Origin of the sequence: Aeromicrobium sp. Leaf289, from assembly GCF_001423335.1 — a bacterium.
In the GTDB taxonomy this organism is placed as follows: Bacteria; Actinomycetota; Actinomycetes; order Propionibacteriales; family Nocardioidaceae; genus Aeromicrobium.
Genome location: NZ_LMNK01000002.1, coordinates 927,001 through 941,005, shown reverse-complemented (window position 1 = coordinate 941,005; position 14,005 = coordinate 927,001). Strand labels below are relative to the sequence as shown.

The 14,005-nt window shown below is 72.3% G+C and carries 15 protein-coding genes and 1 pseudogene; 6 read left to right on the top strand and 10 right to left on the bottom strand.

Features of this window, described 5'->3' with window-relative positions; genetic code table 11:
• Positions 1-39: 39 nt before the first annotated feature.
• Positions 40-900 (bottom strand): annotated as a pseudogene (locus tag ASF37_RS08520) (RimK family alpha-L-glutamate ligase); the annotation flags it as partial.
• Between ASF37_RS08520 and ASF37_RS08515 the strand changes: the two are divergent.
• Positions 899-1,438, top strand: a complete 540-nt coding sequence (locus ASF37_RS08515) for a RimK/LysX family protein (RefSeq protein WP_082480286.1) — start codon at positions 899-901, stop codon at positions 1,436-1,438. The pseudogene ASF37_RS08520 and the gene ASF37_RS08515 overlap by 2 nt on opposite strands.
• Complete coding sequence (locus ASF37_RS08510; RefSeq protein ID WP_156364867.1) at positions 1,438-2,388, top strand: succinylglutamate desuccinylase/aspartoacylase family protein; 951 nt, start codon at positions 1,438-1,440, stop codon at positions 2,386-2,388. Before ASF37_RS08515 ends, ASF37_RS08510 begins: the two co-directional genes overlap by 1 nt.
• 126 nt (positions 2,389-2,514) lie before the next feature.
• Here the strand turns inward: ASF37_RS08510 and ASF37_RS08505 are convergent, their stop codons facing one another.
• The gene (locus tag ASF37_RS08505) at positions 2,515-3,714 is read right to left on the bottom strand and encodes an NAD(P)/FAD-dependent oxidoreductase (protein WP_056579875.1); all 1,200 of its coding nucleotides are present in this window, start codon (positions 3,712-3,714) and stop codon (positions 2,515-2,517) included.
• Positions 3,715-3,761: 47 nt separating this feature from the next.
• On the opposite strand from ASF37_RS08505, the gene ASF37_RS08500 reads away from it, so the two are divergent.
• Positions 3,762-4,541, top strand: a complete 780-nt coding sequence (locus ASF37_RS08500) for a hypothetical protein (protein WP_156368148.1) — start codon at positions 3,762-3,764, stop codon at positions 4,539-4,541.
• A gap of 12 nt (positions 4,542-4,553) precedes the next feature.
• Here the strand turns inward: ASF37_RS08500 and ASF37_RS17340 are convergent, their stop codons facing one another.
• From ASF37_RS17340 to ASF37_RS08485, 3 genes are all read right to left on the bottom strand, one after another.
• Positions 4,554-4,868 carry an META domain-containing protein gene (locus ASF37_RS17340; protein ID WP_055963695.1) on the bottom strand — a complete coding sequence of 105 codons (315 nt, stop codon included), beginning with the start codon at positions 4,866-4,868 and terminating at the stop codon, positions 4,554-4,556.
• A complete protein-coding gene (locus ASF37_RS08490; protein ID WP_056556151.1) occupies positions 4,865-5,710 on the bottom strand; it encodes a hypothetical protein in 846 nt (281 codons plus the stop codon). Before ASF37_RS08490 ends, ASF37_RS17340 begins: the two co-directional genes overlap by 4 nt.
• Before the next feature lie 75 nt (positions 5,711-5,785).
• On the bottom strand, positions 5,786-7,315 hold the full coding sequence (locus tag ASF37_RS08485) for a gamma-glutamyltransferase (protein ID WP_056579871.1): 1,530 nt from the start codon (positions 7,313-7,315) through the stop codon (positions 5,786-5,788).
• 185 nt (positions 7,316-7,500) lie between these two features.
• Between ASF37_RS08485 and nhaA the strand changes: the two genes are divergently transcribed.
• Positions 7,501-8,778 (top strand): Na+/H+ antiporter NhaA, encoded by a 1,278-nt coding sequence (nhaA, locus tag ASF37_RS08480; RefSeq protein WP_056579869.1) that lies wholly within the window; start codon positions 7,501-7,503, stop codon positions 8,776-8,778.
• A gap of 10 nt (positions 8,779-8,788) precedes the next feature.
• Here nhaA and ASF37_RS08475 read toward each other — a convergent pair whose 3' ends face one another.
• Both ASF37_RS08475 and ASF37_RS08470 read right to left on the bottom strand, forming a co-directional pair.
• Positions 8,789-9,235 carry a GNAT family N-acetyltransferase gene (locus tag ASF37_RS08475; RefSeq protein WP_156368147.1) on the bottom strand — a complete coding sequence of 149 codons (447 nt, stop codon included), beginning with the start codon at positions 9,233-9,235 and terminating at the stop codon, positions 8,789-8,791.
• Positions 9,236-9,252: 17 nt separating this feature from the next.
• Positions 9,253-9,885 carry a hypothetical protein gene (locus ASF37_RS08470; protein ID WP_056579867.1) on the bottom strand — a complete coding sequence of 211 codons (633 nt, stop codon included), beginning with the start codon at positions 9,883-9,885 and terminating at the stop codon, positions 9,253-9,255.
• A 116-nt stretch (positions 9,886-10,001) separates the two neighbouring features.
• Here ASF37_RS08470 and ASF37_RS08465 point away from each other — a divergent pair, with 116 nt between their 5' ends.
• Positions 10,002-10,397: a nuclear transport factor 2 family protein gene (locus ASF37_RS08465; protein WP_056557170.1), complete on the top strand. Its 396-nt coding sequence runs from the start codon at positions 10,002-10,004 to the stop codon at positions 10,395-10,397.
• A 23-nt stretch (positions 10,398-10,420) separates the two neighbouring features.
• Here ASF37_RS08465 and ASF37_RS08460 read toward each other — a convergent pair whose 3' ends face one another.
• On the bottom strand, positions 10,421-10,741 hold the full coding sequence (locus tag ASF37_RS08460) for a class I SAM-dependent methyltransferase (RefSeq protein ID WP_200931196.1): 321 nt from the start codon (positions 10,739-10,741) through the stop codon (positions 10,421-10,423).
• Positions 10,742-10,799: 58 nt separating this feature from the next.
• Positions 10,800-12,359, bottom strand: a complete 1,560-nt coding sequence (gene guaA, locus ASF37_RS08455; protein WP_056579865.1) for a glutamine-hydrolyzing GMP synthase — start codon at positions 12,357-12,359, stop codon at positions 10,800-10,802.
• Between the two features lie 212 nt (positions 12,360-12,571).
• Between guaA and ASF37_RS08450 the strand changes: the two genes are divergently transcribed.
• On the top strand, positions 12,572-13,390 hold the full coding sequence (locus tag ASF37_RS08450; RefSeq protein ID WP_056573488.1) for an adenylate/guanylate cyclase domain-containing protein: 819 nt from the start codon (positions 12,572-12,574) through the stop codon (positions 13,388-13,390).
• A gap of 125 nt (positions 13,391-13,515) precedes the next feature.
• On the opposite strand, the gene ASF37_RS08445 is transcribed toward ASF37_RS08450, so the two are convergent.
• Positions 13,516-13,914 (bottom strand): cyclic nucleotide-binding domain-containing protein, encoded by a 399-nt coding sequence (locus tag ASF37_RS08445; protein WP_055963666.1) that lies wholly within the window; start codon positions 13,912-13,914, stop codon positions 13,516-13,518.
• Positions 13,915-14,005 lie beyond the last annotated feature (91 nt).

The following is a 14,005-nucleotide window of genomic DNA, read 5'->3' as shown; positions in this document are numbered from 1 at the left end:
CCGCTGGCGCACGTCGATCTCGGGGAACGCGACCTGGTTGTCGATGTGGTCGATGATCGCGCCCGCGACGTCGAGGTTCGTGGCCGACTCGATGCCCTCGAGGCCCGGCGAGGAGTTGACCTCCATGACCAGGGGGCCGTCGTCGCCCTCGAGCATGTCGACGCCCGCCACCCGCAGGCCCATGATCTGGGCGGCGCGCACGGCGACCCGCTCGTACTCCGGGTCGAGCGAGACCGCCTCCACCGAGCCACCTCGGTGCACGTTGGAGCGGAACTCGTCGCCCTTGGCCACGCGGCGCATCGCCGCGACGACCCGGTCGCCGACCACGAGGGCGCGGATGTCGCGGCCCTTGCTCTCGGCGACGAAGCGCTGGATGAGCACGTTCTGCCGCGTGCTCTGGAGCGTCTCGATGATCGCCTCGGCGACCTTGATCTCGGGCGCCAGGATCACGCCGATGCCCTGGGTGCCCTCCAGCAGCTTGATGACGACCGGCGCCCCACCGACCCGCTCGATGGCCGCGATCACGTCGGCCCGGTCGCGCACGAAGGTCGTGGCCGGCATGCCGATGTCGTGGCGCGACAGGATCTGGCTGGCGCGCAGCTTGTCGCGCGAGTTCTGGATCCCCCACGACGTGTTGGGCGTGAAGACGTCCATCTGCTCGAGCTGGCGCACCACGGCCGTGCCGTAGTACGTGATGGAGTTGCCGATCCGGGGCAGCGCCGCGTCGTAGTGCGACAGCGGCTTGCCGCGGTACTGCAGGTCGGGCTCGGGCCCGGAGAGATCGATCGCGAAGCGCAGCGTGTTGAGGACCTTGACCGTGTGGCCCCGGTCGAGCGCCGCGGTGCGCAGGCGCTGCGTACTGTACGAGCGAGGCGCACGTGACAGGATCGCGAGTTTCATGGACTCCCCGAGCTGGAAGGACGGACGATTGACGCACCCACCTTCCTACACCCCCGCCCCAGCCGCAGGGCCGGACGGCGGTCTGCTCGACCAGACCCTGGTCGGCTGGCGGGAGTGGGTCCGTCTCCCCGACCTCGGCGTCCCGTGGATCAAGGCCAAGATCGACACCGGCGCCCGGACGTCGTCGCTGCACGCCTTCGACATCGAGCCCGACGACCACGGCCGGGTGCGGTTCAGCATCCACCCCTGGCAGGGCACCGACGAGGATCCCGTGCAGGTGGAGCTCGACGTGCTCGACCTGCGCGAGGTCCGCTCGTCGTCGGGTCACGTGGAGGAGCGCTACGTGGTGGTCCTCGACCTCACGCTCGCCGGCCGGGTGGTGCCGTCCGAGGTGACGCTGTCGCGGCGCGACGAGATGGGCTTCCGCATGCTGGTCGGCCGGGAGGCCCTGGCGCAGGGGTACCTCGTCGACTCCAGCGAGTCCTACCTCGGTGGCCGACCGCCCGTGCGGGTCCGTCGCCGGAACCGGGGTCGATGATGGCGCGTCCGTCGTTCGAGATCGGGCCGATCCGGGTGCGCCCGGGGCAGGCCAAGGCGGTGTCGCTGCCCATCACCCGGCTCGTGACCGGCGCCGACGTCGACCTGCCGGTGCGGGTGGTGCACGGCCGCGAGGACGGTCCCACGGTGTGGGTCGACGCCGCGATCCACGGCGACGAGGCGGTCGGCGTAGAGGTGATCCGCCAGGTGCTCGCCGACATCGACCCCAAGTCGATGCGGGGCACGCTCATCGCGATCCCCATCGTCAACGTGCTCGGCTTCATGACCGGTGACCGCTACCTGCCCGACCGCCGCGACCTGAACCGCTCGTTCCCGGGCTCGGCCCGCGGGTCGCTCGCCTCCCGCATCGCGCACCTGATGATGACCGAGGTGGTGGCCAAGTGCGACGTCGGCATCGACCTGCACACGGGGTCGGACCGGCGGACCAACCTGCCGCAGATCCGCGCCGACCTGGAGGACGACCGCACCCGTGAGCTGGCCGAGGCGTTCGCCGCACCGGTGATGCTGCACGCCAAGATCCGTGACGGGTCGCTGCGGGCGGCCGCGCGCGAGGCCGGTGCGACCGTGCTCCTCTACGAGGCGGGCGAGGCGTGGCGCATGGACGCCTGGGCGATCGACGCCGGCGTGCGCGGCGTCCGTCGGGTGCTCGCCGCGCTCGGCATGACCGAGCCGGTGGACGAGGATCCGCCCGCCCCCAGCCAGGCGTCGTACAGGAGCAGCTGGGTGCGGGCCCGCGGCACCGGCATGCTGCACCTGGAGGTCGCCCTCGGCGAGCACGTGACCGAGGGCCAGCGCATCGGTGGCCTGTTCGACTCCTTCGGCAAGCGGGTGCGCCTCGTCCACGCCGAGCGGTCCGGCGTCGTCATCGGCCGCACCGAGGCCCCCGTGGTCAACAGCGGCGACGCCGTCGTCCACGTCGCCGAGGTCTGACCCGTCCCGGAAGATTCCCAGGTCGACCTGGAAATCTCTGGACTGCACGGTTTCCCTACGACTGCACGGGTAGCAACCCGTGCGTCTGCACGGTCCCCAGGTCGACCTGGGAATCTTCATCCGCCGTCAGGCGAGGTCGGCGAGCTCGACGTTCGGGTCGGCGAGGCGCTCGGCCGACACCTCCTGGCCGACGAGGGCGCGCAGGTCGTCCTGGACGTCCCAGATGTTGACGTTCATGGCCGCGGTCACGACGCCGTCGCGCTGCCAGAAGACGATGAACTCGCCGTCCCCGGCGCCGTCGTCCAGCTCGCCGCGGACCACCACGTCGTCGTCGCCCGACCCGTGGCCGACGTACTCCATGCCCAGGTCGTACTGGTCGGTGAAGAAGTACGGCTCCCAGTCGTACGCCGCGTCCTGGCCGAGCAGCACCGACGCCACGGCCTCGCCCTGGCGCACCGCGTCGTCCCAGTGCTCGACCCGGACGGCCTCGCCGCGACCCGTGTGGAGCGTCGAGGCGACGTCGCCGATGGCATGCACGTCGGGGTGGCTGGTCGCGAAGTGCTCGTCGGTCACCACGCCGTCGTCGACGAGCAGCCCGGCCGCCTCCGCCAGCTCGACGTTGGGCGTGGCGCCCACACCCAGCACGACCACGTCGGCCTCGAGCACCTCGCCACCGCCGAGGCGGACGGTGCGTGCGGTCACGGCGTCGACCCGCTCGCCGGTGCGCAGCGTGACCCCGTGCGACGTGTGAACGTCCGCGAAGTAGCGGCCCAGGCGTTCGCCCATGACCGACGCGAGCGGCACGTCGCCGCGGAGCACGACGGTGGTGCTCAGGTCGTGGTGCCGCGCGGCGGCGGCGACCTCGAGACCGATCCAGCCGCCGCCGACCACGATCACCGACGACGCGTCCGCGAACGCGGCCGTCAGCCTCTCGACGTCGGCCGCGTTGCGCAGGAAGTACGCGTCGGCCCCGCCGGCGATGGAGTCCGGGACGGCGGGCCGCGCGCCCGTGGCGAGGACCGCCTTGTCGTACGGGACCACCTGGCCGTCGGCGAGGTGCACGCGGTGCGCCTCGACGTCGAGGCGCTCGGCCGCCACCCCGGTGACCAGGCGGACGTCGTGCTCGTCGTACCACTCCTGGGGCTGCACCGTGGCGTCGTCGAGCGGCGCCTCGCCGAGCAGGACGTCCTTCGACAGGGGCGGCCGTTCGTAGGGCAGCCGGTCCTCGTCGCCCACGATCGTGAGTGCTCCGTCGTGCCCGTTCTCGCGCAGGGCGGCGGCCGCCTTGGCCGCGGCGAGGCCGCCCCCGATGATGACGATGTCCATGCTTCGAGCCTGCCACGGCTGGTCTCCACGGCAACCCGGGTCACGGCGTGCCACGATGCCCCTACGCCACCCAGGGGGAACGACTCATGCGCCGCTCGGTTCGACTCGCCACGACGGCTCTCGCCGTCCTCGCCGTCCTCGCCGGATGCGGTCAGGGGGGATCCGACCCGGAGCCGACGGCGTCCGCGTCCAGCCCGGCACCGCTGCCCACCGAGGAGGCCGCGATCGAGGGCGCCCTGCCCACCTTGGACCAGGTGCCGGGCGCCTCGGAGGTCGACTTCCAGTGCCCGAAGGACGAGGAGAAGTGCGCCGGGTCCGACGTCGGTCATCCGTTCTGGGCGTTCTCCGTGCGCCTCGACTCCGTCGGCAACCCCGTGGACATCGAGCGCAACGGCACCACGAGTGCTCCCAACGACGTCGCGGTCGTCAACCTCAACCTGCTCGACGACGCCGAGGCGGCCCGCACCTTCATGGCCGGTCTGCGCAAGGACCAGGAGCCCTACGACGGAACGTTCGACATCCCCGCCGAGCCCGTCGGCGGCGGCCGCGAGGTCCCGGCGAGCTCGGGCGAGGGGTCGCTCGGCGACGTCACCGTGCAGGGGCTTGACGGCTACCTGAGCTCCTACCGGCTCGACTCGGCCGAGACCGGCGACCCGGCCCAGCGCGTCGTGAGCCTCCTGGTGGGCGAGGGACGCGTGGTGGTCGGCGTGTTCGTCAGCATGTCCGCACCGGGCCGCGACGCCGACGCCGCGGAGCAGCTCGCGCAGCGCCTCGCCCGGGACACCGTCGAGCGTCTCCGCAAGGGAGCGGCCACGTTCACCCAGTGACGTCCGACCGGCTCAGTCCGGGTCGGTGAGCAGGACGCCGAGGTCGGTGCCGTCGGGTCCGACGGCGCGCAGGTGGCCGTCGTCCCACACGAAGGTGGTCGCCTGGCCGAGCCAGGTGTCGACGTCGGGGCAGGCCATCAGCGTCGAGACGCGTGCGCCGCTCGTGACGACCTTCTTGCCGTCGAGCGACCACTGCTGGCCGCCGAAGCGGTTGCAGCCGTCGTGCCCGGCGAGGTCGCCGTTGTCGCGCAGCTCGAGGAACGCGCGCGGCGGGCCGCCCTCGGGCAGCCACCGCCCGACGACGTCGGTCCGTGCCGGCGTGCTCACTCGCTGCCGTAGAGGTCGTCGGAGGTCGCCGTCGTCGGTGACGACGGCGATGCGGAGGCGAGCACGCCGCGTCGACGTCCACCGGGAAGTCGCTGCGCGAGCGTCCCGAGAGGCTCCACGGCTCCGCTCAGCACCGCGACCGCCTGGTTGAGGTTGGGGATGGCGTTGCCCAGCGCCTCGAGCCGCGGCACGATCGCGTCGAACGTCGCCCCCAGGGAGACCAGCTGGTCGAGCGTCCCGCCCGGCATCAGCAGGTTCTCGAGGATGCCCTCCTCCTCGAGCAGCTTCTCGAGCAGGCCGCCGGGCTTCAGCACGTTCTCGAGCGTGCCGTCCTGCTCGAGGATGCGGTCCAGCGGCCCGCCGGGCACCAGCATCCGCTCGATAGGCCCGCCCGGCGCCGTCAGCCGCTCGAGCGGCCCGTCCGGTGCCAGCAGGCGGTCGAGCGAGCCTCCGGGCGCGAGGAACCGGTAGAGCGGTCCGTCCTCGGCCAGGGCGCGGTCGAGCGGGCCGTCGGCCTCGAGCAGCCGCACGAACGGGCCCTCCTCTGACGCCATCCGGTCCACGAGCCCGTCCCGCTGCAGCGCCTTGCCGACGGGCCGGTCCTCGGACGTGATGTCGGCGACGAGGTTGCCGAGCGCGATGATCCCGCGCTCGTCGGCCAGCAGCTTCGCGAGCTGCTCCAGCAGGCCGTCCTCGCCGATCAGCACCGCGATGCGGGTCCCGTAGCCGCCCTCGCGCAGGATCGGGCCGTCGGGTGCGGCCAGCTGACCCAGCGCCAACGTCGTGCGCGTGGCCGAGATGGTCACGCGCAGGGGCAGGGTGGCCAGACCGACGAGGTTCATGCTCGCAGCGTAGGACCGTGACAGTGGCGGTGTCACGTGGTTGTCCGACCCGTCCTCGAGGGTCGCGAGGGTCCGTCAGGACCGCACGAGCCGGACGGCCCCGTCCCGGCGGGGATCGGCGGCTGCCTCCAGGTGCAGCTCGCCGGCCGCGTCACGGCGCAGCAGGGTCGCACCCACCCCGCCGTAGTACATCGTCAGGTCGGTCTCGACCTTGACGACCTCGTCCGGTCGTCCGGCGCGGTGCACGTGGACCCGCGGATGGTTCACCGCCTGCTGCAGACCCATGCCGCCGTTCGCGAAGCCCGCGACCACCTGGGCGACGGCCGTGGAGATCCGGTCCGCGCCGGGCGAGCCGATCGCCAGCGCCGCACCGTCGCGGTGGTGCGCGACCGTGGGCGCCATGTTCGACAGCAGGCGCGTGCCCGGCTCCAGCCCGTGCAGGCCGCGGGGGTTGAGCTCCTGCTCCCCCAGGCAGTTGTTGAGCCAGATGCCGGTGCCCCGCGCGATCATCCCGGAGCCGTAGCCCGACGAGACCGTGACCGAGCAGGCACCGCCGTCACCGTCCGTCGCCGAGACGTGCGCGGTCGAGCCCGCCGACCGCACCTCGTCGTCCACCGACGCCAGGTAGGCCAGCGCGTCGGCCACCAGGTCGTGGCTGTGGTCGAGCACGTCGAGCCGATGGCCCAGCACGGCGCGCTGCACCTCGACGAGGCGGGCGACGTCGGCCTCGGACCAGCGGCCGTCGACCACGGCGTGCGGTGTGCCGTCGAGCAGTCGCAGCATCGCCGCGACGCACACGCCACCCACCGCCGGCGTAGGGTTGGTGCCGAGCGTCCAGTCCCCCAGCTCCACCCGCAGCGCCGGACGCACGACCGGGCGGTACGCCGCGAGGTCCTCGCGGCCCAGCAGGCCACCGCGGGCCTGCACGTCGTCACAGATCAGTCGAGCCAGGTCGCCCGTGTGCAGCGCCGATGCACCGTCGGCCGCGATGACCTCGAGCGTCGCGGCCAGGTCGGGCACCACCACCAGGTCGGTCGTGACGGCACCGGAGGCGTCGTGCACGCAGGCCCGGCTCTGCTCGTCCCACCCGAAGATGTCGTCGTGCACGTACTCCAGGTAGTACCGCGACGCCGACCCCAGCCGGAACCCGCCGCGCGCGACGTCGACGGCCGGCGCCACGATCTCGCGCCACGGCACCGACCCCCAGCGCGCGTGCGTCTCCTCGAAGGCCGCCACGGCGCCGTGCGCGGCCACCGAGCCCGGCCCGATCGTGACCGTCACGCCGCCGCCGTAGTCCGTGCGGACGTCCCAGGTCCCGGTGTCGGGATCGGTGTCGGTGTCGGGCCGTGCCGGCGTCGAGGGGCCGGACCGTGAGCCGCGGCCCGGCATGTCCATCCACCCGTCGACCGTGACCGGCGCGGACCCGTCGGCCGGCTGGACCGTGACGAACCCGCCCGAGCTGAGCGAGACGATGCCGACCTCGTTGACCATGGTCACGAGCGCGGCGGCGAGGGCGGCGTCGACCGCGTTCCCACCGGCCAGGGCCACCTGCTCCCCCGCGTCGGCCGCCGCCTCGTTGGGTGCGGCGAGCGCGACGTCAGGCATGGACGCAGGCTAGTCTCCCGCGCCCCGACCCCGCGATCCGACGGGTCGGTGACGATCGGGAGCGAGGAGGACGTCACGATCCCGTCGAATCGCGTCGTGGGGGCGGTCGCCGGTAGAGTGGACGGCGGTGTGCCGGGAAGTCTGGTCGGCGTCAGTTCATCGACCCCATTGGAGATCGTGACCCCGTGACCACCCCCCGCCGTCGCCTGCTCACCCGCGGTTCCTGGCTCGAGACCCAACGGATCGGCGAGCTGGTGCGCGCCGAGACCTTCGGCGGTGCGCTGCTGATGATCGCGGCGATCCTGGCGCTCATCGCGGCCAACACCACCGACACCTACGCCCAGGTCCGCGACACGGTGATCGGTCCCGCGTCGCTGCACCTCGACCTCTCCATCGGCGCGTGGGCCGCCGACGGCCTGCTGGCGATCTTCTTCTTCGTCGTCGGCCTCGAGCTCAAGCGCGAGTTCGTCGCCGGCGACCTGCGCGACCCCTCGCGCGCCGCGGTCCCGATCGTCGCCGCCATCGGCGGCATGGCCATGCCTGCGCTGATCTACGTGGCGATCAACAGCATCAACGACGCCGGCCGGCCGGTCGGCTGGGCCATCCCGGCCGCCACCGACATCGCCTTCGCCATCGCCGTGCTCGCCGTCGTCGGCTCGTTCCTGCCCACCGGCCTGCGCCTGTTCATGCTCACGCTGGCGATCGTCGACGACCTCCTGGCCATCACGATCATCGCGATCTTCTACACCTCCGACCTCGACGCGATCTGGCTGCTGCTCGCCCTGCTGCCCATCGCGGCGTTCGGCGCCCTCGTGCAGCAGCGCATCCGCTCGCCCTGGCTGCTGATCCCGCTCGCGGTCACCGCCTGGGCCCTCGTCCACGCCTCCGGGGTGCACGCCACCGTCGCCGGCGTGCTGCTCGGCTTCACCGTCCCGGTCCTGCGTCGCGACGGCCAGGACGGCCCGGGCCTCGCCGAGCACCTCGAGGAGATCGTGCGGCCGCTGTCCTCGACCGTGGCCGTCCCGGTCTTCGCGTTCTTCTCCGCAGGCGTGGCGATCGAGGGCGCCTCCGGGTTCGTCGAGGCGCTGCGGGACCCGGTGACCCTGGGCATCATCGCCGGGCTCGTGATCGGCAAGCCGCTCGGCGTCCTCCTCTTCACCTGGCTCATGGCCCGGTTCACGAAGGCCGAGCTGGACGACGACCTGGAGTGGATCGACCTCGTCGGCGTCGGGCTGCTCGCGGGCATCGGGTTCACCGTCGCGCTGCTCGTGGGCGAGCTGGCGTTCGGTGTCGGCAGCGAGTCCGACGAGCACGTGAAGGTCGGCGTGCTGCTCGGCTCGCTCACGTCGGCCCTGCTCGCCGTGGTGGTGCTGCGCCTGCGCAACCGCACGTACCGGCTCATCCACGAGCGGGAGACCCGCGACGACGACGCCGACGGCATCCCCGACGTCTACCAGGGCTGAGACGCGGGCGTCAGGACGCCGGCACGAGGGGCCGCGACCACGCACGCTCGACGTCGAGCTGGCCGGTGCGGGCGAACAGCTGCACCTGCTGCGTGGTGGCGAGTGCCCCGGCCAGGTCCGCGAGGTCGGCCGGCACGAAGCCGAGGCCCTGCCAGAACGGACCGGACCGGCGGCTGAACAGCCAGGCCGTGGTGGCGCCGGACTCGGCGGCCCGGTCGAGGGCGAACCGCGCCAGTCGGGTCCCGTGGCCGCCGACACGACGATCGGGGGCCACGGCGACGCTGCGGACCAGCACGTGCGCCCCGTCGTCGCCGGCCTCGTAGCCGGTGCTGCCGACCACGGCGCCGTCGACGTCGCGCTCGATCCAGCAGCGCAGGCCCGGGGCGTCGAGCCCGGCGACCGTCAGGTCGGCGTCGCGGAGGAAGCGAGCGAGGTCCGGCACGTCAGCGGCACGCACCGGCAGGAGCACCGTGGTCAGTCCCCGTCGGGCTCGTTGTCGAGCGAGCTCCAGTCGCCGTCGGACTCGAGCGTGCGGCTGCCGTTCTCGGTGGACACGACGATCGAGCCGTTGCGGCCGACGATCTCGTAGAGCGTGGAGCCCTTCTCGCCGACGAACGCGTCGTTGCCCGGGTCGTAGTCGCCGGCCATGTCGATGACGTCGTCGCCCGCGGGCTTCACGACCACGCGGAACCGCTCGCCCGAGGAGTTCCGCCCGCACACGGACGCCTTGGAGCCGTCGGTGGTGGTGGTCTTGTAGAGGATCACCGGGTAGGTGCCCCCGCAGCCGAGGTCGAGTCCCGACGCCTCCTGCTGGCGCACGTTGACCACGCGGGTCCCGCAGTCGGGCAGCAGGCTGTCCTGCTCGACGCCCTCGACGTTGAACTGGGTGTCGGCGTCCTCGCAGCTCGTGGTGGCCGACTCGGTGGGGCTCGGGGTCCCGGTCGGCGACGGCGAGGCCGAGGGGTTCTGCGTGGCCTCCGGCTCCGAGCTGGGTGAGGCGAGCGGCTCGGCGTCGTCGCCTCCACCGCCGATGAGGGCCCAGCCGCCGAGGCCGGCGAGCACCACGAGGACCAGGCCGACGAGGACCAGCCTCAGCTTGGGGTTCACGCGCGGCACCTCCCGAGATCGACAGCCGGTCCGGGATCGACGACCAGCACAGCCCTCGACACTAGCAACACGTCCCGATGGAGTGGGGTCGGACGCGTCCGTGGTGAGATCGGGGCATGGAACCGGCGCAGCTCTCCCACCGCTACCTCGAGGCACTCGAGGCCGGCGACCTCGCCGGTGTCCTGGCGCTCTTCGCCCCCGGCGCGACGGTGGTCTCGCCCCTGTACGGCACCCTCCCGGCGACCGAGTTCTACCCGCTCCTGCTCGCCGACACCGGGCAGTCGCGGCTTACGCTGCGGACGACGATGACCGGCGAGGTCGACGGCCGCACCGTCGTGAGCCTGTGGTTCGACTTCGACTGGACCCTGGCCAGCGGCGAGCCCGCACCCTTCACCGTGGTCGACGTGGCAGAGCTCGACGCGGACGGACGGATCGATCGGCTGCACATCGTGTACGACACCGCCCCGATCCGCGCGGCCTTCGACCGTCAGCGCGGCGCCGGACCGGCCTGAGCAGCCCGAGCTTCCCGGTCACGTCACGCGCGGGTCGCGAGGATCGCTCCGTGCGACCGGGCGGGGCGATCGGTTCGCGACTCGGTGTGCGTGACGGCGAAGCCGGCCCCCTCGACCTCGGACGACAAGAGGTCGACGGGCCAGTAGTGGGCCGTGGTGATCGCGTGCTCGAACGGTTCCAGCGTCGGCCCGGTGAAGAACCCCAGCGCGAGACCGCCGCCGGGCCGGATGCACCGGGCGAGCTCGGTCAGGGCTGCGCCGATCTGCTCGGGAGCGGTGTGGATCAGTGAGTACCACGCGAGCACGCCGCCGAGCGAGCCGTCGTCGACGCCCAGGGCCCCCAAGCCTCTCGCACCGGACGGCCGTCCCCGAGCCGGGTGCCCGCAGGTCAGCCCGCCCGGCTCACTCCCACTCGATGGTGCCTGGCGGCTTGCTGGTGATGTCGAGGACGACGCGGTTGACGTCCTCCACCTCGTTCGTGATGCGGGTGGAGATCCGCTCGAGCACCTCGTAGGGCAGGCGGCTCCAGTCGGCGGTCATCGCGTCCTCGCTGGAGACGGGGCGCAGCACGATCGGGTGGCCGTAGGTGCGGCCGTCGCCCTGCACGCCCACCGAGCGGACGTCGGCGAGCAGCACGACCGGGAACTGCCAGATGTCGCCGTCGAGACCTGCGGCCGACGTCTCCTCGCGCACGATCGCGTCGGCCCGACGCAGGATCGCGAGGCGCTCGGCGTCGACGGCACCCACGATGCGGATGGCGAGACCGGGACCGGGGAACGGGTGCCGGCCGACGATGGCCTCGGGGATGCCGAGCTGGCGGCCCACCTCACGCACCTCGTCCTTGAAGAGCGTCCGCAGCGGCTCCACCAGCGAGAACTCGAGGTCCTCGGGCAGGCCGCCGACGTTGTGGTGGCTCTTGATGTTGGCCGCACCCTCGCCGCCGCCGGACTCGACGACGTCGGGGTAGAGCGTGCCCTGCACCAGGAACTTGACCGGCGGACCCGGCGTGGCGAGCACCTCGCGCTCGGCCTCCTCGAACACGCGGATGAACTCGCGGCCGATGATCTTGCGCTTGGTCTCGGGGTCGCTCACCCCGGCGAGGTGGCCGAGGAACCGGTCCTTCGCGTCGACGACCTTGAGGTCGACCCCCGTGGCCTCGACGTAGTCGCGCTCGACCTGCTCGGCCTCGCCATCGCGCAGCAACCCGTGGTCGACGAAGACGGCGGTGAGCCGGTCGCCCACCGCGCGCTGGACCAGGGCGGTCGAGACGGCGGAGTCGACGCCACCGGAGAGCGCGGAGATGACCCGGGCGTCACCGACCTCGGCGCGGATCTTCTCGACCTGCTCCTCGACGATGTTGACGCTGGTCCACGTCTGGCGGCAGCCGGCGATGTCGACGAGGAACCGCTCCAGCACCTGCTGGCCGTGCTCGGAGTGCAGGACCTCGGGGTGCCACTGCACCCCGGCCAGTCGACGGTCGGTGTTCTCGAACGCCGCCACCGTCGCTCGCGGGGAGCGCGCGTTGACCGTGAAGCCGTCGGGCGCACCGACGACCTCGTCGCCGTGCGACATCCACGAGGTGAGGGGGCCGGGCAGTCCCTGGAGCAGGGTCCCGGGGTCGAGCACCTCCACCGAGGTGCGTCCGTACTCCCGCTGGCCGGTGCGGGCGACGTCGCCGCCGAGAGCCGCGGCCATGGCCATGAAGCCGTAGCAGATGCCGAAGACCGGCACGTCGGACTCGACCATGGTCGGGTCGAGCTGGGGGGCGCCCGGCTCGTACACCGACGAAGGGCCACCCGACAGGATGATCGCGGCCGGCTCGCGGGCCAGGATCTCCTCGACGGGCATCGTGTGCGGCACGATCTCGGAGTAGACGCGCGCCTCGCGGACCCGCCTCGCGATCAGCTGCGCGTACTGGGCGCCGTAGTCGACGACGAGGACGAGGTCGTGGTCTGGAGTCACCCCGTCATCGTATCGGTCGAAATATTTCTTCAGACCGTCGTAACCCCCTCCGCGCGACGTCGTTGATCAGGACGGATCTCACTACACTCCCTCCCGTGAGATCCACAGTGCCGCCTCCTCGTGGCACAACAGGACCCGGCCCGTGAGCTCCCTCCAGGCCGGGTCCTGTGCTGTCCGGCACTCCCCCGCCCCAGCGCCGTAGATTGGCTGCGATGTCCGTCCTCGAGATCGTCCTCTCCGTCACCTGCGCCGCGCTGGCCGTGTCGCTCGTCGTTGCCTGGGGCCTGCTGCTCGGCGCACGCCGTCGCATCGCGCAGCTGAAGCGGGCGATCCGGACCGAACGGCCGCGCATCCGGCTGGTGCCCACGCCGTCCGACGCCGTCCGCACCGTCGTCGGCACCGCGATCAGCCTGAAGGACAAGGGCTTCAGCGGAACGCTGCGCAGCTCGATCGACGACCTCGCCCGCTGGGCCGACGTGGAGCGTCCCGACCTCGCCCGCATGGCGTCGCGCGACGGGACCGTGGCGATCCTGTTCTCCGACATCGAGGGCTCGACGGCCCTCAACCACGCCCTGGGCGACCGCGGCTGGGTGCAGCTGCTCTCGCGGCACGACGCTGTCGTCAACCGGGCCGTCAGCCGCAACGGCGGCTACGTCATCAAGACCCAGGGCGACGGCTTCATGGTGGCGTTCACCGACGCCGCCCAGGCGGTGGCCGCCGCGGCCGAGGTGCAGCGTCGGATCACCCGCGCGCGGCCCGGGTCACGCCTGAGCGGGGTGGCGGTGCGGATCGGCGTGCACCAGGGCTCGGCGGTGCACCGCGACGGCGACCTGTTCGGCCGCAACGTCGCCTACGCGGCACGCGTGGCGGCCCAGGCCGAGGGCGGCGAGGTGCTCGTGAGCGACGGTGCGCTCGAGTCGCTGGAGGAGACCCACGGCGAGGACAGGCCCGCCGTGCTGGAGAGCCGCGAGGTCGACCTCAAGGGGATCCCGGGCACGCAGGTCGTCCACGCGATCGACTGGAAGGTCTGAGCGCGAGCGCTCGGCCACCCGCTCGGCCGGTGCGGATTCCACCGTCTCAGCGCTGAGACGGTGGAATCCGCACCGCGCGGGGCGTGGCCGCCCGATTCGGTGGAGAACTCACCGCTCGGGGGGGATCAGTCGAGGCGCTCGGTGGCCTTCTGCTGCAGCTTCGAGGCGAAGTTCGGGTCGTGGTCGAGCAGCTCGGCCACGTCGGAGTCGGTCAGGTGCAGGGCCTTGACGGGCGTCTTCGCCACGACGGTCGCGTTGCGCAGCTTGCCGTTGACCAGGGCCATCTCACCGATCACGTCGCCGGCCTCCAGCTCGGCGATCGGCTGCTTCTGGCGCCGCACCTCCATCGTCCCCTCGAGGATGATGTACGCCTTGTCCGCGGGGGTGTTCTCGATCATCACCGCCCAGCCCTCGGGGATGTTGACCGGACGACCGACGCCGGCGAGCTTCTCGACGGTCTCGGCGTCGAAGTCGGTGACGCGGGTGAGCGCGTCGATGGTCTCGCGGTCTGCCTTGCGTGCCATGGCTTCCTCTCGGTCGTGCGACACCGGGGTGGGAGGGCGCCGCAACTCGTCCAACGACTCGAGCGGAGGGAGGACACGCCGCGGCATGCTG